Source organism: uncultured Subdoligranulum sp., assembly GCF_963931595.1.
Lineage (GTDB): Bacteria > Bacillota > Clostridia > Oscillospirales > Ruminococcaceae > Gemmiger.
Window position 1 is genome coordinate 2,830,115 of record NZ_OZ007030.1, and the last position, 19,941, is coordinate 2,850,055.

Annotated in this window: 15 protein-coding genes; 12 read left to right on the forward strand and 3 right to left on the reverse strand. The window is 51.9% G+C overall.

Translation table 11 applies throughout. The features are described from left to right. Positions 1–17 precede the first annotated feature (17 nt). The 8 genes from ABGT73_RS13510 (at position 18) to ABGT73_RS13545 (ending at position 12,860) form a co-directional block, all read left to right on the forward strand. Entirely contained in the window at positions 18–794 is a 777-nt protein-coding gene (locus ABGT73_RS13510; protein WP_346670174.1) for a hypothetical protein, read from the forward strand. Between the two features lie 673 nt (positions 795–1,467). Then, on the forward strand, positions 1,468–3,468 hold the full coding sequence (locus ABGT73_RS13515) for a beta-galactosidase (protein ID WP_007048072.1): 2,001 nt from the start codon (positions 1,468–1,470) through the stop codon (positions 3,466–3,468). 188 nt (positions 3,469–3,656) lie between these two features. Then, positions 3,657–4,655: a LacI family DNA-binding transcriptional regulator gene (locus tag ABGT73_RS13520; protein WP_346670345.1), complete on the forward strand. Its 999-nt coding sequence runs from the start codon at positions 3,657–3,659 to the stop codon at positions 4,653–4,655. A 309-nt stretch (positions 4,656–4,964) separates the two neighbouring features. Next, entirely contained in the window at positions 4,965–6,230 is a 1,266-nt protein-coding gene (locus tag ABGT73_RS13525) for an extracellular solute-binding protein (protein WP_346670175.1), read from the forward strand. A 109-nt stretch (positions 6,231–6,339) separates the two neighbouring features. Then, complete coding sequence (locus ABGT73_RS13530; RefSeq protein WP_007048067.1) at positions 6,340–7,782, forward strand: carbohydrate ABC transporter permease; 1,443 nt, start codon at positions 6,340–6,342, stop codon at positions 7,780–7,782. After that, on the forward strand, positions 7,779–8,672 hold the full coding sequence (locus tag ABGT73_RS13535) for a sugar ABC transporter permease (RefSeq protein WP_242655014.1): 894 nt from the start codon (positions 7,779–7,781) through the stop codon (positions 8,670–8,672). The genes ABGT73_RS13530 and ABGT73_RS13535 overlap by 4 nt, the downstream gene beginning before the upstream one ends. Before the next feature lie 106 nt (positions 8,673–8,778). Beyond that, a complete protein-coding gene (locus ABGT73_RS13540) occupies positions 8,779–11,928 on the forward strand; it encodes a glycosyl hydrolase 53 family protein (protein ID WP_346670176.1) in 3,150 nt (1,049 codons plus the stop codon). A gap of 467 nt (positions 11,929–12,395) precedes the next feature. Next, positions 12,396–12,860 carry a helix-turn-helix transcriptional regulator gene (locus ABGT73_RS13545; protein WP_346670177.1) on the forward strand — a complete coding sequence of 155 codons (465 nt, stop codon included), beginning with the start codon at positions 12,396–12,398 and terminating at the stop codon, positions 12,858–12,860. Positions 12,861–13,112: 252 nt separating this feature from the next. Here ABGT73_RS13545 and ABGT73_RS13550 read toward each other — a convergent pair whose 3' ends face one another. Then, positions 13,113–15,485: a WG repeat-containing protein gene (locus tag ABGT73_RS13550; protein WP_346670178.1), complete on the reverse strand. Its 2,373-nt coding sequence runs from the start codon at positions 15,483–15,485 to the stop codon at positions 13,113–13,115. A 281-nt stretch (positions 15,486–15,766) separates the two neighbouring features. After that, entirely contained in the window at positions 15,767–17,014 is a 1,248-nt protein-coding gene (locus tag ABGT73_RS13555; RefSeq protein ID WP_346670179.1) for a DUF6076 domain-containing protein, read from the reverse strand. A 169-nt stretch (positions 17,015–17,183) separates the two neighbouring features. On the opposite strand from ABGT73_RS13555, the gene ABGT73_RS13560 reads away from it, so the two are divergent. The 4 genes from ABGT73_RS13560 to ABGT73_RS13575 all read left to right on the forward strand — a co-directional run bounded on the left by ABGT73_RS13560 (position 17,184) and on the right by ABGT73_RS13575 (position 19,712). Next, entirely contained in the window at positions 17,184–17,555 is a 372-nt protein-coding gene (locus ABGT73_RS13560; protein WP_346670180.1) for a hypothetical protein, read from the forward strand. A 183-nt stretch (positions 17,556–17,738) separates the two neighbouring features. Next, a complete protein-coding gene (locus tag ABGT73_RS13565) occupies positions 17,739–18,308 on the forward strand; it encodes a TetR/AcrR family transcriptional regulator (protein ID WP_087324771.1) in 570 nt (189 codons plus the stop codon). Beyond that, positions 18,308–19,042, forward strand: coding sequence for a CPBP family intramembrane glutamic endopeptidase (locus ABGT73_RS13570; protein ID WP_087324772.1), 735 nt, complete (start codon positions 18,308–18,310; stop codon positions 19,040–19,042). The genes ABGT73_RS13565 and ABGT73_RS13570 overlap by 1 nt, the downstream gene beginning before the upstream one ends. A gap of 181 nt (positions 19,043–19,223) precedes the next feature. Next, complete coding sequence (locus tag ABGT73_RS13575; protein ID WP_346670181.1) at positions 19,224–19,712, forward strand: hypothetical protein; 489 nt, start codon at positions 19,224–19,226, stop codon at positions 19,710–19,712. Positions 19,713–19,743: 31 nt separating this feature from the next. Here the strand turns inward: ABGT73_RS13575 and ABGT73_RS13580 are convergent, their stop codons facing one another. Next, positions 19,744–19,932, reverse strand: coding sequence for a HAMP domain-containing sensor histidine kinase (locus ABGT73_RS13580; protein WP_346670346.1), 189 nt, complete (start codon positions 19,930–19,932; stop codon positions 19,744–19,746). Positions 19,933–19,941: the final 9 nt, after the last annotated feature.

Consider the following 19,941-nt stretch of genomic DNA (forward strand, 5'->3'; position numbering starts at 1 on the left):
CCTTTAGGGTGAGTGCTATGCAGAAAAATTGTCCACTGGATTTATTTCGAAGGGTAGCATATTCACTTTTTATATGTGCTGTAGGAATGTTCGTTATCTTTTCAAATCATATTGATTTGAGAGATGAGATAGTAAGCGAATTCAATGGAATTGAACAAGTGACGTCTTTTATAACATGTTCTGATGTTTTTTTTATGAAGATTAAAAATACTCCTGCATTTCGCGCACTTGTTAGTATGTTTGTTCCGGAAGATCAAAGCGCAATCGTATATAGCATATTATCATTGCTTACAATATCGTATATGTCATTTGCTTTTGATTCTCATACAGCATACAAATCAATTGGTATGCCACCATTGGTAAAAGCATTTCTGTTTTTGCTTAAAATTGTGACGAATTTTATGCTTACATTTGTTGCCAATGGATTTTTGGCTTTGATATTTCAACATCTACCAGGTATTTCAATACCGTCGTCTAAACCAGAAATTACATTGCCAATGTCGTCGGACCCTTCAATCCGATTGTTACAGGTTTTTATACTTAATGATTTATTTGAAGCAATGGTGCTTTTAATTTTTGCGTTCATTCAAATTTATTTTCTGTATAAATGGGTGTTTAAGGTTGTTAGAAAAGAAATTTTTGAGTTGTTTGTGATGTTTTTTACTTTTTTGTTCGCATTGGACTATCTCGGAATGACCGAAATGCCAATAGGGCTAGCCATTGCAATAACAGCAATCATCAAATCTTGCATATCGCCGTTTTTGCCGAAGGATGAACTTCCAGTAGATGGATAGTAGGAGCGAAAAGCTAAATATCAGTAGTTATGTATATTATATGCTGTGCTTTTGGGGGGGGCTGGGGCTTGAATAACAGAGTGGTTCCCTTTGCTACAGTCTTAGTACGAGTCGTTTGGTAGAGCAACTGACTCTTAATCAGTGGGTCCTGGGTTCGAGTCCCCGATGGTGCACCAGAAACAGCCGCAATCAATATTGCGGCTGTTTTGTTTGCTTTAGCGGTAAGACAACCCTCGGCTATGGCGGGGCGTGTACATAAATTAAGAATATTATAACATAAATGCGGCGCCTCAGCGGGATGTCATTAGTATAATGTACTTCTAGGGATTAGCAGGAGGAGACGTGACCTCTAAAAGATGTGGAATTCTGATGAACAGTTAGATGATTTACCGTATGTGATGTGGAACAAGGAAAGCAACTGGTATTTCGTCCTGAAGCAGAGAAAGAGGTAGAGCAGTGGCAAGGGAAAGAGCCATTTATCTTGGATATTCGTCTTGCTGTAAAATTTCACGAGTTCATTATTAATGAGCGCAACGTGTGACGCATGAAATGCGCAAAATGTCCCGAAAAACTTGCGCTATCCCATTGCGTATCTGCGCTGAACCTGCTATACTGATGCTAAAATACATTTGTGAATATGCGCAACATTGCGCAATCTTGCGGAGGCAAAGGTATGCAGAGAGAAAAGCTTCTTCATGGTGGAGATTATAATCCCGAACAGTGGTTGGATCGGCCGGATATTCTGGCACAGGATGTTGTCATGATGAAACAGGCACATGTGAATGTGGTCACCCTGGGGGTGTTTTCCTGGTCGCTGCTGGAACCTCGGGAAGGGGAATACCATCTGGACTGGCTGGCGGATATCATCCACAATCTGTATTCCAACGGTATCTTCACCATTCTGGCCACCCCCAGTGCGGCGCGACCTGCCTGGATGGCACAAAAATACCCCGAAGTTCGCAGAGTGCGCAGCGACCGCACCCGGGAACTGTTCCGCCGTCGGCAGAATTACTGCTATACCTCACCCCTCTACCGGGAAAAGGTGCGAGCCATCGACGAACAACTGGCCCGCCGTTTTGGTGAAGACCCGGCTGTGATTTTGTGGCACATCTCCAATGAGATGGGGGGCGACTGTCACTGCCCGCTCTGCCAGGCGGAGTTCCGCCGTTGGCTGCAGCGCCGGTACGGCAGCCTGGGAGCGCTGAACAAGGCATGGAACGCACGTTTCTGGAGCCATGACTACACCGACTGGGAACAGATCGAAAGCCCTGCGCCCCAGGGGGAGGATGCGGTGCAGGGGTTGCTGCTGGACTGGAAACGGTTTGTCAGCAGCCGCCATATCGACTTTTTCAAATTTGAGCGGGATTGTGTGCGAGCCCTGGCCCCCAAGGCTCGGTTTACCGCCAACCTGATGTACCGCTTCCACGATATCGACTACCATGACCTGGCCAGAGAGCTGGATGTAGTCAGCTGGGACAACTATCCCACCTGGCACAAGGCCACCGAGACGGTGGAACAGACCGCGCTGGATACGGCCATGATGCATGACCTGTTCTACTCCTTGAAAGGCAAGCCTTTCCTGATGATGGAGTCCAGCCCCAGCTTTACCAACTGGCAGCCGGTGACCAAACAGAAGAAGCCCGGCATGGCGATGCTCAGTGCCCTGCAGGCAGTGGCCCATGGGTCGGACAGCGTCTGTTACTTCCAGTGGCGTGCCAGCCGTGGTGCAGAGGAAAAATTCCACGGTTCGGTGGTGGGGCATGATGGCCGTTCCGATACCCGGATCTTCCGCGAAACCAGCCAGGTAGGCGCCGCACTGGAGGAACTGGCCTGTGCAGCGGGCCGCCAGCGGCCCCGTCAGGCGGCCCTGGTCCATGACTGGCCCAACCTCTGGGCCATGGAGGGGTCCAGCGGCCCCCGCAACTGTGGCATGGGTTATTGGAAGGAACTGGCCTGTCATTACAACGCTTTGGCTCGCGCCGGCATCACGGTGGACCTGATCGGCCAGGATGCCGACCTGACCGGCTACGGCCTGGTGGTGGTGCCGATGCTCTATCTGCTGCGGGAGGATTTTGCCGCAAAGCTCTGTGACTTTGCCCGTGCCGGCGGTACGGTGGTGGTCAGCCAGTGGACCGGCGTGGTGGACGAAAGCGATCTCTGCCGCCTGGGGGACACTCCGTACGGTCTGACCGAACTGCTGGGGCTTCGCCGTGCCGAGATCGACGGCCTGTACGATGGGGAGACCCGTCGTTGCCAGCCTGTGGAAAACGCACCGCTGCCGCTGCCTGCCACCCAGGCCAGCGTACTGTGTGAAGTTGCGGTGCTGGATGAAGCATCGCCCGCCACACCGCTGCTGCTCTACGGGGAGGACTACTTTGCCGACGCGCCCGCCGCTGCCGTGCACCCCTACGGCCAGGGCCGGGCCTACTACCTGGCCAGCCGCTTCACGCCGGATTTTTACCAGGCATTCTATAACGCCCTGACCGAGGAAGCCGGGCTGGAAGCGGCGGCTCCGGTGCCGTTACCCGACGGTGTGCTGGCCACCCGGCGGGAGGGTCTGCTGTTTGTGCAGAACTGTAATCCTGCGCCGGTGCAAGCGCTGGGAGTGGAGCTGCCCGCTTACGGTACGGCGGTCTGGCAGACCAATGCCGGGGAACTCCGGCGAATGCTATGATTTCCAATATCCTGCCGCGTCCCCGTGGGGGCGCGGTTTTTGTCAAAATGCTGATTTTTACTGTACAAAGCTGGCAGTTATGACGGATTTTGGGCTGGAAACTTGACAGAGCGGGAAAAAAGCTGGTATCCTGAGATAAGCGCAACGAGTTGCGCAAAATTGACAGGGGAGGCATCACTGTGGCAGAAATGCAGGGAGATTCTATCTCCATTGAGGAAATTGCCAAAGCATTGGGGGTATCCAAAACAACTGTATCCCGTGCGTTGTCCGGCAAGGGCCGCATCAGTGAAGCCACCCGCAGCCGGGTGCGGGCTTATGTGGCCAGTACCGGTGCGGCGCCTACCGTGCGCGCCCGCTGGAGCGAGAAAACCGCTACCCATAACCTGACTATGATCATCCCGCCGCATTTTGTTCATTTGGACCTGCCGTTTCTTCGCAAATGTATGGGCGGTATCAGCATGATGGCAGCCCAGCGGGGCTACGATCTGCTGCTGTGCTATGCCAGCGCTTCCGACACCAGCCAGCTGGAACGGCAGCTCTCCAATCGTAAAACCGATGGCGTGATTCTTTCCCGTGCCATGGAGGACGATCCCTGCCTGGACCTGCTGCAGCAATACCGCGTACCCTATGTGGTCATTGGCCGGTGTGAGGATACGTCTATTCCTCAGGTAGACAACGATCAGGTGGGGGCATCCTACGAGATGACCCGGCTGCTGTTGAGGCTGGGGGCCCGGCGCATTGCACTGATCGTGGGAACCAACACCTATACGGTCAACATCGACCGTATGCGGGGATATTTACGGGCACTGCCGGAGTTCGGCGTCCCGGAAGATCGCCGCCTCATACAGGACGGGGTGGAAAGCGCTGCCCAGCGTTCCGACGCACTGGAGGCAGTGTTGGATCAGCACCCCGACTGCCTGCTCTGCGGCGACGACCGGCTGGCTTTTGATGTGATGCAGGCGCTGCATGCCCGGCACATCCGGGTGCCGCAGGATCTGCAGGTGGCCAGCCTGTACGACAGCGAGCTGCTGCTGAGCACGGTTCCCAACGTGTCGGCCGTACAGTTTGATGCCGAGCGACTGGGGGCTTCTGCCTGCCGTATGCTGCTGGACATCTTGGCCGGCAAACAGATCAATACTCGCCAGGTGGAAGGGTATCAGGTCATTTTGCGGGATTCCACTCACTAAAATTCATCCAGGCAGTTTTGCAAGCCGCCCGCCGCACCACGGCGGGCGGCTTTTTTCGTACACAGGCAAAATTCTTTGCCCCGGGGAAGGAAAGAAAAAACACAAAGCGCAACATTGCGCGCTTATATCGAAAAAACGCGCAATGTTCACGCAGGTTGCACAAAAACCATAAAAAAACACTGTAAAAATAATGTATTGCAGAAAGATCCGGCCCTCTGTATAATAGATAGTGCAATGAATTGCGCTATATTGGCGCAACAACAAATCAAAGCGCGGTGCGCCGTGCTTGCTACCAAAGGAGAAGATATCATGAAAAAGCAATTGAGCCTGGCTATGGCTGCTGCCATGGCGCTGTCGCTGGCCGCTTGCGGCGGAAGCCAGAGCGGATCGGCCGCTGAAACGACCTCCACCAGCGGCGCTACCTCTGAGGAGGCTGCCAGCTGGGGCGACGTGACGCTGACCATGTGGGGCGCCGAGGAAGAGCAGACCATGCTGCGCGAGATGGCCGATGCTTTTATTGAAGAAAATAAAGACAAGGGCAACATCACCATCAATATCGGTGCTTGCTCTGAGTCCGATACCAAGGACAATATTCTGACCGACCCCACCGCCGCTGCGGATGTTTTTGCCTTCGCCGATGACCAGCTCAACGAGCTGGTGGCCGCCGGCGCCCTGCAGGAAGTTTCCCTCAACGCCGACGATGTGAAGAGCCGCAATCTGGAAGGCTCTGTGGAGGCAGCCTCCCTCAACGGCAAGCTCTATGCCTACCCCATGACCGCCGACAACGGCTATTTCCTGTACTACGACAGCAGCGTCATCAGCCCGGAGGATGCACAGACGGTGGACGGCATCCTGGCTGCCGCAGCCGCCGCTGGCCGTACCTTTGATATGACCGTCAACGACGGCTGGTACATTTACAGCTTCTTTGCCGGTGCCGGCCTGCAGGCCACCCTGGCCGATGATGGTGTCAACACCGTCTGCAACTGGAACGAGGCCCCCGGCGCCGACGTGGCCCAGGCCATCATGGATATGGCCTCCAACAGCGCTTTTGTCTGTGCCTCCGATGCCGACATCGTTTCCGGCATTGAAAACGGCACGGTCTGCGCTGCCGTCAGCGGTACCTGGAACGCCAACGTGGCCCAGGAAAAGTGGGGCGAGAACTACGCCGCCGCCAAGCTGCCCACCTACACCCTCAACGGCGAGCAGGTCCAGATGAGTTCTTTCGCCGGCTACAAGCTGGTGGGTGTCAACCCCCACAGCGCCAACGTAGGCGTAGCCATGATGCTGGCGGACTACATCACCAATGAGGCCAACCAGCAGAAGCGCTTTGAAGTGCGCAACCTGGGCCCCTCCAACATCAATGTAAACGCTTCCGAGGCAGTCCAGGCCGCTCCCGCCATCGCCGCCCTGGCCGCTCAGAGTGATTATGCGGATCTGCAGCGTGTGGGCACCAACTATTGGGATCCCGCTGCCAGCCTGGGCCAGATCCTGGTCTCCGGCGACACGCAGGGCAAGACCACTCAGCAGCTGGTGGATGATGCCGTAGCCGGCATTACCGCTCCGGTGGCTCAGTAATCTTCGCCGCTTGTGCGGCAGCAAACCATCCGGCCGGCACTTACCTGTGGCAGTGCCGGCTTTCATGTGAGAAAATATTTGACTGAAAGGAGTGGGCACGGTGGCAGAAATGGCTTTTGAAGCGCCGCTGCGTACAGACGGCAAAGAACCCAACTTCCTGCAAAAATTCGGCCATGCGTTGGTTCACGGTGACATCTTCACCAAACTGTCCTTCCTCATCTGGGGGCTTGGCTACATCGGCCACGGTCAGCTGATCAAGGCGGTGCTGGTCACGCTGGTGCAGGGGCTCGGCCTTTACTACCTGGGCGTGGCAGGCATTCCCAACCTGATGAAATTCGGTACGCTGGGCACCGTCCAGATGGAAATGGTCTTCAACCCGGCGACCATGAAAAACGAAGTCAACAATTATGATAACTCCTTTGCCATTCTGCTGCTCAGCGTTATTGCCCTGGTGGTTATCGTGGCGCTGCTGGCATCGGCTATGGCGGTGGTAACTTCCAACTATCAACTGCAAAGAATCCGTCAGGCCGGCAAAAAGACCAACAGCTTCGGCCAGGATATCCGCGTCTACCTGAACGAGAAGTTCTACGTCACCTTGTTGACGCTGCCGGTACTGGGCGTGGTGATCTTCACCATCATACCGCTTTTCATCCTCATTGCGGTGGCCTTCACCAACTATGACCAGCAGCATATGCCGCCCAACTCGCTGTTTACCTGGGTGGGTATGACCAACTTCCTCACCCTGTTCGGCGGCGGGCAGGCGCTCTCCCTTACCTTTGGGTATGCCTTCGGCAAGATCCTGGTCTGGACGCTGGTATGGGCGTTCTTTGCCACCTTCACCAACTTCTTCGGCGGTGTTTTTCTGGCCATGTTCATCAATGACCGAAAAACCAAGCTGCCCAAGCTGTGGCGTACGCTTTTTATCATCACCATTGCGGTGCCCCAGTTCGTCACCCTGCTGCTGGTGCGCAACTTCTTCAGCGACAACGGCATCTTCAACACCATGATGGCCAACCTCGGTGTCACCGAACTGCTGCGCAATGCCGGCCTGATCGGCGCCAACATGGAGTACATTCCTTTCCTGACCAATGCGGGCTGGGCACAGGTGATGATTATTCTTATCAACATCTGGGTAGGCGTGCCCTACCAGATGCTCATTGCCACCGGTGTGCTGATGAACATTCCCGGCGATATGCTGGAAGCCGCCCGCATTGACGGTGCCAACCCCGTGCAGATGTTCTTCTCCATCAAGCTGCCGTACCTGCTCAGCGTACAGGGCCCGGCGCTGGTCACCGACTTTGTAAAGAACATCAACAATTTCAACGTCATCTATCTGCTCACCCAGGATGTCTATGTAACCACCGACCAGGCCATGGCTGCCTCCAGCGCCAAGGAAGTGGACCTGCTGGTGACCTGGCTGTTCCGCCTGACACAGGAGCAGTACAACTACAAGATGGCCGCCGTCATCGGCATTATGGTCTTTATCATCTGCGCCGTATTTACGGTGGTATGTTTCCGCTTTATCAATAAGAAGGAGGCGACGTTCTCTTGACGCAGGTTATGACAGCTTCTACCCAAAAGCAACTGCGCCAGGGCAAAATCCGGCGCGGTGTGGGCAGCGTCCTTCGCCATCTGGTGCTGGCTATTCTGGCGGCGGTCTGGCTGGTGCCCATCGTCTGGCTGCTGGTCACTTCCTTCTCCAGCTATCGCGGTATCAACATCACCACTTTTTTTCCGGAAAGTTATACCCTGGACAATTACATCGACGTGTTGTTCCATCCTGACAGTGTGGCACAGTTCCCGCAGTGGTTTGCCAATACCTTTGTTGTGGCTTGCTTCAATTGCGTGATCTCTACCTGCTTTGTGCTGATGGTTGCCTACGCATTCAGCTGCTGCCGATTCAAGAGCCGCCGCCTGCTGCAGAATCTCTCGGTCACCGTCAACCTGTTCCCCGGCGTACTGGCCATGATTGCCGTCTACTTCGTGCTGCGGTATCTGAACCTGACCAACTCCTACGCCGGCCTGATCATGGTGTATGCCGGGTCCTCCGGCCTGGGCTACCTGATCTGCAAGGGATTCTTCGATACGGTACCTGCTTCCCTGCGGGAGGCTGCCAAGCTGGACGGCGCATCGGAAGCACGCATCTTCCTGCAGGTGGTCATTCCCATGTCCCGTCCGATCCTGGTCTATACCATCATCAATTCCTTCATGATGCCCTGGACCGACTTTGTTATGGCCAAGATGATCCTCAATTCGGGTGTCAGCTCGGACTGGACGGTGGCTATCGGCTTGTACAACATGCTTTCCCGCACACTGGTCAACAATTATTTTGCACTGTTCTGTGCCGGTGGTGTGCTGGTATCCATTCCCATTTCGGTCCTGTTCGTCATTATGCAGAAATTCTACGTGGAAGGCATTACTTCCGGCGCAGACAAGGGCTGATTGTTGGCCGGAGCCCCGCGCTTTGCGCAGAATGAATCCGGAAGGGGACCGCTGCGAACTCTTTGTCGTGCAGCGGTCCCCTCATTTTTATAAAGAGGTGAAATCTGTGAAAAAATGTTATGGCGTCCGGCGTATTTTCAGCGCCCTGCTGGCCCTGGCCATGCTGCTGGTCCTTGCCCCTGCTGCGGCGGCTCAGGAAAATGCCGTTAACCTGCTGCAGGATGGCAGCTTCGACCAGGATATCTGGGGCGGGGACAGCCCCTGGACATGCACGGCCTCTGACTGGGGTGGCGAAGCGGAATCCCAGACCGTCATCGATCGCAAGGACCCTGACGGCAGCGATGCCGCCATGCTTCACTGGTGGAGCCCCAACGAGGCGACGGTGACGGTCAGCCAGACGGTCACCCTGGAGGCGGGCAACTATACGATGCGTGCCTCCGCCCAGGGCAAGAACTGTGCCGCTCTGCTTTTCTGCGGTTCCTGGACCGGCACCCGGACAACGCTGACCGGCTACGGCAGCTGGGATACCCTGGAAGAAACTTTCGTTGTGGAAACGGCGGGAGAGTATAGTGTGGGCGTAACGCTGCCGTGTACGCTGAATGGCTGGGGGTGCCTGGATGACCTGGAACTGGTCCGGCAGGGGGAGGTGACCCCGCCGTCGACCGAGGAACCGGTATATACCGTGGAACTGACGGCGGATACCGACCATCTCACTGCTGGTGAAACCGTCCACCTGAGTGCGGTGGTCTGCAAGGACGGCGAGCTGGTCACGGATCTGGCGGCGGAGGGACTGTACCTGTGGTTCTGGGCCGACCAGTGGCAGACAGGGCACGAGAGCGCCCCGGTGGATGCGGTGTTCAGCAATCACGATAACAACAGCGGGCACAGCCTGACGGCGGATGCCCAGCTGCCCAGCGAGGGAACGTATTACCTGGCAGCGGAGCTGAAAACGGACACCGAGCGTCTGGCCATCACCTTTGCGGAGGTGGACGCTGCGGCAGAACAGGAACCTCAGGAGCCTGCGCCCGATCCGGTGGAGGCGGAGATCACCGTGCCCTATGTGGCCGGTTCGGATGGCGATTTTATCCGCGGTGTGGACGTTTCCTCGCTGCTGTCCCTGCTCAACAGCGGGGTGGTGTTCCGGGATACGGACGGCAATCCGCTGGGTGACTCGGTGGAGTCCCAGGGAAAGGCCTTTATGACCCAGCTGGCCGATGCAGGGGTAAACTGGGTGCGCCTGCGGGTCTGGAATGAACCTTATGATGCTCTGGGGCACGGCTACGGCGGCGGCGACAACGATCTGAACGCCGCCAGGCAGATGGGCCAGTGGGCTACCGAAGCAGGACTGCAGGTACTTATTGATTTCCACTATTCGGATTTCTGGGCCGACCCGGGCAAACAGCAGGCGCCCAAGGCGTGGAAGGATATGACGGTGGACGAAAAGGCTGCTGCAGTTTCGACTTTTACCACCGAAAGCCTGTGCACGCTGCTGGATGCAGGGGTCAACGTGGGCATGGTGCAGATCGGAAACGAAACCAATAACGGCATTGCCGGTGTGATGTATGGAACCGACGGCTGGGACGCTGCCGCCAAGCTGTTTGCGGCCGGTGTGGATGCTGCCCATGCGGTGGCGGCTGAATACAATACCACCATTCTGGCGGCTGTCCATTTCACCAATCCTGAAACAGCAGGCCGCTATGCGGGATACGCCAAGCAGCTGGCGGACCATAACGTGAACTACGATGTGTTTGCTTCCTCCTACTACCCCTACTGGCATGGCTCGCTGGACAACCTGACCGCTGTGTTGCAGCAGGTGGCCGATACCTACGGCAAGAAGGTCATGGTGGCCGAGACTTCCTGGGCTACCACGCTGGAGGACGGCGACGGCCACGACAACACCGTGCGGGTCGGCTCCAACGATAACAGCAATATGAGCGGTAAAAACTGGGCATTCTCGGTCCAGGGCCAGGCATCGGAGGTGGCCGACGTGGCCAGCGCCGTCACTGCGGTAGGGGAGAACGGCATCGGCCTGTTCTACTGGGAACCGGCATGGCAGCCGGTGCACAATGTTTCCGGCCTGGAAGGGGAAGCCTACGATGCGCAGGTGGCTGCCAACCGCCTTGCCTGGGAACAATACGGCTCAGGCTGGGCATCCTCCTACGCGGGAGAATATGACCCCGACGACGCCGGAAAATGGTACGGCGGCTCGGCGGTGGACAATCAGGCAATGTTTGACTTCGATGGCAAACCGTTGGCGTCGTTGTATGTCTGGAAGCTGATGCAAACCGGCTCGGTGGCACCTAAAAAGGTGGAAAGTGCCGACAACCCGGTTCTTACGGTGGAGGCGGGCAGCGACGGCACCGCTGCTGTCACCCTGCCGGACGCCACTACTGTGTATTACAGCGACGGTACCAGCGAGACAGCCCCCGTGGTATGGGAAACTGCCGGACTGGATCTGAACACTCTGCCGACGGGCAGCTATACTGTGCAGGGTACTGTAACGGTAACACCCGCCGATACCCCTGTGACGGTGGAGGTTCATTGTACGCTGACTGTCATTTACCCCAACCTGCTGGAAAATCCCGGTTTTGAGGATGGGAGTGCCGGATATACCTTTTCAGAAAACTGGCCGGGCAACGGGGTTACGGAAAAGGAACCCGGCAACCTGCACAGCGGCAGACGGTATCTTCATTTCTATTCTGCGGCTGCACGCACTGTCACTGTGCAGCATGACCCGGTGACGCTGCAGCCCGGACAGTACACGTTTACCCTCTACATGCAGGGGGAGGGGGCTTCCGGCCGGATCTCCGTGACCGATGCGGATGGCAGTGAGCTGGCCTCCGCGGATTTTGCTGGTACCCAGTGGGGCGACTGGCAGCAGCCCTCGCTGACCTTTACGCTGACGGAAGAAACCGTCGTTACGCCGGGCATCCTGCTGGACATCCAGCCCGGGGGCTGGGGCGCAGTGGACGATCTCTATCTGGGAAAACTGGGTGACCAGGCGGTGGAACCCACCCCCGATACCCCCCAGGAAGACAACTCGTCGACCCCGACGCAAAACCAGCAAAATGTTACGGTCAGCAGCACATCCAAACCGGCCGCCGCCGCGGCAGCGGAACCTGCAGCAGCTGCCGCCGTGACTATTGGTGAGATTCCCCAGACCGGCGACACGCTGCCGGTGGCTGTACTGGCACTGCTGATGGTGCTTTCGGCTGCGGCGATGCTGGGCATTGCCCTTCTGCGACGAAAAGAATAAACAATATTTAAAACAGACAAAGCAAGAGGCCACACGGAACCGTTAAAGAACCGTGCGGCCTCTTTTTGGTTAAATGCTATTCTCTTCGGCAGGTGTTTGATACTGCGTTTAAAATCAAACCTTGTTTCGTTATAGAAAACAAAAAAAAGCGACAGAGGAAAACCTCTATCGCTTGTTGGCTGCCCCAGTCCGACTTGAACGGACGACACCCTGATTAACAGTCAGGTGCTCTACCATGTGAAACGTGGTGAGGGGCTAATACTACACAAAAAATATCTTTAAAGCGACAAAAAATGGGCGACGACGGTAAAGGTTGAGAAAATTATGCGGATAAAACTGATGAGAAAACAGCCAAATGGTAGGTTCGAGAAAGAAAACCAGCCAACGAACTGAGACTAATATTATAATAGAATACAGCGAGAATATTGCAAGCTGCATTTACTGACGAAAGGGGGGATCATCACGTTATGAAAATCGGGGTAAGGATTCGCCAAATTCGTCAACACCGGCACATGACGCAACGGGAGTTAGGCGAGAAGATTGGATTGGGAAAGAACGGGGCAAATCGCATAGCCCAATATGAAATGGGGTATCGAACACTCAAACGTGACCAACTCAATAAAATAGCTCATGCTTTGAACGTACCGGAGGAAATGTTTTCCTTGGAATCGGATGAAACGCTGCAGGCATTGCTCCACAATCTGCTTTGGTTAGATCAGGACGATACAACCCTTATTGAATTGTATGTTCTAAACAAAGAAAACTGTCTGCGATCTTGCAACCGGAAAGGAAAAAGTTCTGTAGCCATTGTAATACACGATGAAGCCGTCCAAAATTTTCTTAGAGACTGGTGCACCGAAAAATCACTTATTGAAGCTGGAGCAATAACTCAAGAGGATTACTTTGATTGGAAAATCCACACCCCTTTGTAACCGATGCTTAGGCTATTTACGAGAGCAACTGACTCTTAATCAGTGGGTCCTGGGTTCGAGTCCCCGATGGTGCACCATACCAAGCAAATCCGAACGTACTTCTTTTCGAAGGTGCGTTCGGATTTGCTTTTTCTGGAATTCCCTGGAGATAATTGTATAATATAAGAACCGACATGGCCACAATTGTTTTGGCCATGCCGGTTCTTGCGTTTATTCTACTATATTATTGGACGAATCTATTATTAAAATGAATTACGCAGAAAGATTGGCTTTCTCTTTCAGTGCGGCCAAATCAATTAGACCCCACAGTCCGTTTTGCTTAGCCCAAAGTTGATCATTATAAGCAGGGGCCAAGTCCTCAAATTCTCCAAAATCAAGAAGTGTTGTCCCATCGCGGTAGAGCAAACCGATTTCTCCGTCCTTGCAGACAACCATTGTGTCACAGGTACACGGGTATCCGTATTGAACAATATTGTATTGCCGTTCGCCCCCGTCCATTGTGGTTGATGCCCCTACGGGCAAGAGCGGATCATAGATAAAATCGGTCACTTTATTGCCAGATTCATCGACATAACCCCATTTCCCGTTTTCAGAACAGGCGGCAAGGCCATCGGAAAAACCTGTGGCATTATCGAACTGGTAATTTGTTAGCAAAGTTCCATCGGGAGAAACGTAGGCAAAAAGGATATCATCGTCTGTTTGATAATAATTTTCATAACTGGCGACATGATAGGTCTGATACGGTGGATCAGCATAAGAAACGGACTCCGAGGTGCATTCAATAACCGGGTACGGTTTTGACCAAGAACCTTGCGTAAGATCTTGTTCTTCGAAAATTGTTTCATCCATTTCACTTACACGAACATACAAAAAAGACTGCTTTTCAGGATCATAAACAATTGCGCCGCATGTGGTACCATGTGGAATAGAAGAACCCACTCCTTCCCAGGGGGGCGAAATCGATGGCGTAGAGCCGACAGGATAAAGGTTGATTTTGCTTTCTTTCGTTTCGTATGTAAGAATGGTGGGGTAACCAAATTCATTGACTAAGCCTGTTTGCCAATCAGAATATTCCGTTTGCGTTTCCATTTCATACAAAGAGTAACTGTCCCCTCGGGTGATTGCATAGTAGTTGTTATAGATAGAGTATCTATCATCCTGCAATGGTTCTCCTGTGTAATGATCAAATAAGTAGGAGTAGATAGGTTCGACATCATCGTAATCGTAAGTCGGTTCTACAATCCAGTTTACATCTGCTGCTGACAAAGGGGCGGAAAGGGAACTGTCGTTGTCTTTAACGGAAGGGGTTAGAAGATCATCAAGAGTAATATCTGTGCCAACTGCCATTACAGCGGCACCATTGGAGGCAGGTTTACATAATTCTTGAGCATATATAATCGATTGAGAGACGCTATTCCGTATCCCTGCGGTGCCGACATCTTGTAGCGCGTCAAAAATAGTATCCTGCATAGCATATGCATATATGATAAGGACAGAATCTGAGTTGCCGATCACACACTTCGCGCCTGCATTCAAAAGGGCGCAAGCAAGACTTTTGGGGGTGCCATTCGACCCTTGAGTGCACTTTGTTTGGTCACGTAGTCTTAACAGAGAGGAACTTGTTTGATCAGTAGTATTTACATAATCTTTTAGTGAAGCGCATGTATTTAGATATATAAGGCTATTCTCCATAGCGTTCTCGGGAAGATGCTGTTCAAAAAATTTTGAAGTTATAGCAATAACATCATTCGGGCAAAGAAGGAGCGAATCATCAGAGAACTCCTGTTTGTGAGCTTCTATATCCGATTGATCCCATTTTTTCGCATTTATAGAAAGTAACGAACCATATTTCTCAAGATACCCGCCATGCCCTTGCCAAATTACAACGCTATTGCGAAAATCTAGAGTATATAATAAGTCTATATCAACGGATTCATTGTGGTAATCCTGTTCATATATAAAATGATCACTAAATTGTTTGAGCTTTTCTGCTACCCCGTCCGTGTCCAAAAATGTTCTATCATAGTATAAGCCAAGACGATCACGAGGAACGAAACTATTAATGTAGGGCCCTGTAAGTTTACTGTTTAACCACATATCTAAATCAGAATGATAGGGCTCTATCGTCACAATTTGCACGTCACCGGATGCGCCAGAGAGCATATCCTTGATCTGAGGAAAATAGAGACATCCAAGCCAGTTATCAATTTGATAGTAAACAGCTGTATCACCATCGGTGTAAGAGCAATCAGTTATCAAGTCCTGTTCGTAAAGCGTTTGAATATAAGCAAAGACCTCTTCAAGCAATATTTTGGAATCCTCAGAAGAAACAAAACCTTCTTCATCTAAGTAGGGTTCTTCTATCGAGGAAAGCTTTTGGTTGATCTCAGTATAGGTATCAAGGCTGTGAGAAAGGGGAGTTTTCTGTCTAAACAAGAAAAAGGAAAGTCCACCTATCAAAAGCAATATAAGAAGAACAAAAAGGACAACCCACCGAATAGGAATAGATTTCGACTTTAGATCGATCTGTTCTGAGGAACATGAATTTTGCGCGATAGGTTTGCCGCAATGAGGGCAATAGGAAGCAGTCCGGTTCAGCAAATGATGACAATACGGGCAACGCATAAATTACCTCCTTTTCTATATAAAGATAGCAAAACAGATACAATTTCTCTTACTATTAACGATACCATGAATAAAAAGTATTTTCAATAATTTCTACATCGATTAGCTGACAGGTGAGGCGGCGGGGGCGTATAGTGGTAAATATTTTAACTCTATTGATAGAAGTTAGCTTTGCAGTAATCAAGCCATGTAGATCAAACAGAAATATGTAAGTCAAAAGGATACCTAAAAATAGCTAACAGGCCCCTCATGCAATGCATTCATCGCATGAGGGGCCTGTTTTAGTTTATTGTGCGTATGGCTTTTTCAAACTTCTCCCAACTTATCTCCCCCAACTGGTACTTACTCAGCGCCATCTGTGCCTGTTTTCGCCAGGCGTTGTAGTCATCCCGCATTTTCTGGTTGCCGGGAGCACGGGAGCAGCGCATCTGGTAGCGGTTGCGCATCTTATTGTAGAGTTCCTTGGCTTTGTTGGCCTTCAGCTCCTCAGCATAGGCCAACTTGGCAGCAATATCCTTGCAGGTGGCGCCGGTTTCCGGGTCCAGCACCCGCTCACAATACTTGGCGCGGCTTGAGAAGGGAACAAATAGCCGGTGGCAGCTTTCACAGACGGCAACCGGCAGATCCTGGGCACACATCTGTACAAATTCCAAAAAGAGTAACGCGGGCAGCGTATCGCTCGCGTAGAACGTGGCGGCAGAAATGCCGCCTTTTTTGTTGTCTGTGGGCCGTTTGTAACGGGTCTGGATATGGATGTCGTCCTCCAGCTTGTGGTATTTCTGGTAGGTCGAATCGCCATTTTCGGCCAGTTCCACCAGCAGCTCCGAAGGGCGCTGGCCATGCTCCGTTCTGGGGCGGCCATCCTCGTCCACCAGTGTAGCCTCGATCAGCTGGTGCAGATCTGTTTTGCCGTCCACCAACTGTTGCAGCAGCGTCACAAAGGATTCCAGTACCGACAGCGCTGTCCGGCACAGAGAGGCATCCCCGGTATCACGCTGGATAAAGACCTTCATCTGGTCTGTGTACTCCGGAAAGTTCCGGCAGAACCCTTCCATGATGTCACTGGTTATGGCCAATTCGCCGAGATGGGACATTCTGGCGCGCAATTCATCAAATGTATACGAACTGTCATTTTTTCCAGTATGTATAAATTGAAACACGCTATGTTGGGTAGCTTTCAGTTCCCGCTCATTGCGACGGAAGGTAGCCAGTGTGTAACCTTCCACCAGATCAAACAGAGCAGGGGAGACCTGCCGCACAGCGGCGGCAAAGTCATGGTAAAAGGAAGCCACCTGATAGTACACACAGGTGTCAGGGGATGCCAGGCTCTGCTGCATGGTCTGATCTTCCGCGAAGTTTACGCCCCGGAATCTTTCCAGCAATGCGCGGCCCCGTTCCAGGTAGGGGGCGGCATCCAGGTCCAGGACACCGAACACCAGGGACCCCAGCGGATATGTGTGCTGGGGCGTGTCGTAACCCTGGATATATTCGGTGCGGCCTTCAAAGAAAAGGTACGTCTGGTAGTTCAAAATTCGTCACCGTCCTGTGTTGGAGCATAGTGGGCGGAAAAAGGCTCTGTGTTTTGCCGTGTTTCGGCTACAGCCTAGAAAAGCGTGTGAATCATCCAACATGAAAACAGTCTAACACATCTTGAAAACGGCTGCAAGCCGTTGTATGCTGTATGTGTCGGAAGAATATATGATGAAACCATCAAACATTTTCCGGGGGCAAAAACAACCGGAAAAGAGGGATGCCAGAAGCCAAAGTCCGCAACCAACCCAGAACACAAGGAGGTGCCATCTGAACCATGAACTCGTTCCCGCAGAGGAAAACCTCAACCGCATTGACGGGTTCCTGATGATCCCGTCCAGCCTTCTTACAGAGCAACCCTACCGGGAACTTCCCGGCGAAAGTAAGCTGCTGTACGGCCATTTGTTGGGGCTGTTACGGTTGTCGGCCCAGGATACCACCGGGCGCTGGAAAGCCAACGGCAGGCCCTGTGTGAGCCTTTCACGGGCCAGTGCCGGACGGCTGCTGCACTGCCAACGTGAGAATGCTCATGTGCCATAAAGTAACACACAAAAATTTGATAGACAACCACCTGCTATTCCGCACAAAAGAGCCGCTTATGACCGTGTGAATGTTTACGGGACAACGGTTCTTTTTACTGCACAGGCAAATGATTGACAAGCAAGGAAATTTAATATATAATTTACGTTATATAACAAATATAATAAATCGGAGGTAAATATAGTGCCACCAAAAGCTAAGGTCACAAAGGATATGATTATTGATGCCGCATTTGAGGTTGCTCGTGAATCGGGTGTGGAAAATATCAACGCTAGGACAGTTGCAAAAAAGCTGAACTGTTCCACGCAGCCAGTTATGTATCATTTTGAAACGATTGAAGAATTGAAAAAAGCTACTTATGCCAAAGCAGATAGATTTCATACGGAATATTTGATGAACATAAAAGAGCCGCAAGAAGGAATTATGCTTGGAATCGGATTAAATTATATCCGTTTTGCGATTGAAGAACCTAAACTGTTCCGCTTACTTTTCCAGTCGGGCTTTGCCACCGAGAACAGTCTACTTGAAATGATCGACTCAGAGGAACTTATTCCCATCCTTTCTGTTATGCAGGAAGCAATGGAAATGAGCATAGAACAGACAAAAAAAGTATTTCTAACGATTGCCTTATTTGCTCACGGATATGCAAGTATTATTGCTAACAACTCATTAGAGTATGACGAAGAACTTATTGCTTCTCATTTGGAGCAAACATATAAAGGCGCAGTTTTAGCCGCACAGGAGGACATATAATGAAAAAGCTATACGAGAAAAACGAGTTAACATTTGCTCTTGTCTGGATTGGAGTTTACTGCGTTTTGCAATCCTTAGCCAATCCACTCAATGAAATAATAGGGATTGAAAACGCTGTAAGTGCTGTTTTTTGTGTTGTACAGGCTATAGTTTTGTTTTCCTTTATGCAGAAAAACAGGTTACTTGACAAGTATGGGCTTTGTAAATCATCTGTATCAGCTCGCCAGTTCCTCTACTACGTTCCGTTGATTATTTTGGCTACAAGTAATCTTTGGAATGGGATTATGGTAAATTACTCTTGGTTGGAAATGGTCTGTCATATCATTTTAATGCTATGCGTTGGATTTATAGAAGAAGTGATTTTTCGAGGTTTCCTCTTTAAGGCGATTGCTAAGGACAATGTGAAAACAGCGATTATCATTTCGAGCGTTACATTTGGTGTTGGACATTTGGTGAATTTAGTAAACGGCAGCGGTATGGAACTTGTAGCAAATCTGTTTCAAATTGTGGGAGCGATTGCTTTTGGTTTCCTGTTTGTAATTTTGTTTTACCGTGGTAGAAGCCTGCTTCCCTGTATCGTTACTCATTCCATGATAAATATACTTAGTGCTTTTGCAAATCAAGCAAGCCTAAACGTTGAGAAGCGTATGATTTCCACCTTGATTGAATTTGCCATTATCCTTGTCTATGCCCTCATTCTTATAAAAACTCTGCCGAAAAACCGGGTGTCATAGAAGCAAGCAGATAGCTGATAACCAATAAAATAGCGAAGCCAGCCGAGCCAGTCAACGGTCAAGATGAACGGGCATACGCCCGCCGTTGACAGCCCCGTCTGTCTTTGCTGGTGAGCAGACAAGGGGCGACAGCAAGGAGTGCTGCCGCCCCTCTTTATCATCACAGAAAGGGGGATTTTCCATGACGGAAACGGAATATCAAATGGCTGTTCAGAGAACCCATGACGCATATTGTAAAACTGTTATACGCCATGCTGCTATCACCGCCATCCGGCGCTTGCAAAGGAAATGGGAACGGGAAATCTCCCTTGAATACTTGATGTACGAGAAGCACTTTAGCTACACCATTTGTGCTGGGCATCTGCCGCCGCCAGCAGGAGGAAAAGCGGCTGAACCGTCAGCAGCGCCGCCAGCGGGCCAAGGGTCAGGATCGATGACAGAACGCATCGTAAGGCAGCAGGGGGCAGCCCTGCAGAAAGGAGCCGCTACGGAAGATCGGCAGGAGAAGAAAACAACACAGGCAGCGGCGTCCGCTAAGAACCGGGAGGACGGCGTGCCCCAGCAGGAGCTGGAGCGGTTCGCCCGGTTCCTGCTGCCCAAGATCCAGGCATTTTACCAGTCGGAAGAGGGACAACGGCTGTTCGAGGAGTGGAAGAAAAATCGCCGGTAAAAGAAAGGCTCGACGGCAAAAAAGCGTTGCCTTATGGCAACGCTTTTGCTTTCGGAAAACAGATGGTGAATGTCGTTTCGTGGTCAGGGGAGCTTTGTGCCTGAATGGTACCGCCCATAGCAACAACCAGTTCCTTGGTTATGGAAAGGCCAAGGCCGTTTCCGGGAGTTGTTCGGGAAGGATCGCATTGATATAACTGGTCAAAAACATTCGGTAAAATATGGTATTG

What these genes read in the sequence shown, in the direction of transcription:
- ABGT73_RS13550 (WP_346670178.1), bottom strand. Translation starts at nt 15,485, where the DNA reads ATGCGTTGCCCGTATTGTCATCATTTGCTGAACCGGACTGCTTCCTAT.
- ABGT73_RS13570 (WP_087324772.1), top strand. Translation starts at nt 18,308, where the DNA reads ATGAAAAAGCTATACGAGAAAAACGAGTTAACATTTGCTCTTGTCTGG.
- ABGT73_RS13520 (WP_346670345.1), top strand. Translation starts at nt 3,657, where the DNA reads ATGCAGGGAGATTCTATCTCCATTGAGGAAATTGCCAAAGCATTGGGG.
- ABGT73_RS13525 (WP_346670175.1), top strand. Translation starts at nt 4,965, where the DNA reads ATGAAAAAGCAATTGAGCCTGGCTATGGCTGCTGCCATGGCGCTGTCG.
- ABGT73_RS13530 (WP_007048067.1), top strand. Translation starts at nt 6,340, where the DNA reads ATGGCTTTTGAAGCGCCGCTGCGTACAGACGGCAAAGAACCCAACTTC.
- ABGT73_RS13515 (WP_007048072.1), top strand. Translation starts at nt 1,468, where the DNA reads ATGCAGAGAGAAAAGCTTCTTCATGGTGGAGATTATAATCCCGAACAG.
- ABGT73_RS13545 (WP_346670177.1), top strand. Translation starts at nt 12,396, where the DNA reads ATGAAAATCGGGGTAAGGATTCGCCAAATTCGTCAACACCGGCACATG.
- ABGT73_RS13510 (WP_346670174.1), top strand. Translation starts at nt 18, where the DNA reads ATGCAGAAAAATTGTCCACTGGATTTATTTCGAAGGGTAGCATATTCA.
- ABGT73_RS13560 (WP_346670180.1), top strand. Translation starts at nt 17,184, where the DNA reads ATGATGAAACCATCAAACATTTTCCGGGGGCAAAAACAACCGGAAAAG.
- ABGT73_RS13575 (WP_346670181.1), top strand. Translation starts at nt 19,224, where the DNA reads ATGACGGAAACGGAATATCAAATGGCTGTTCAGAGAACCCATGACGCA.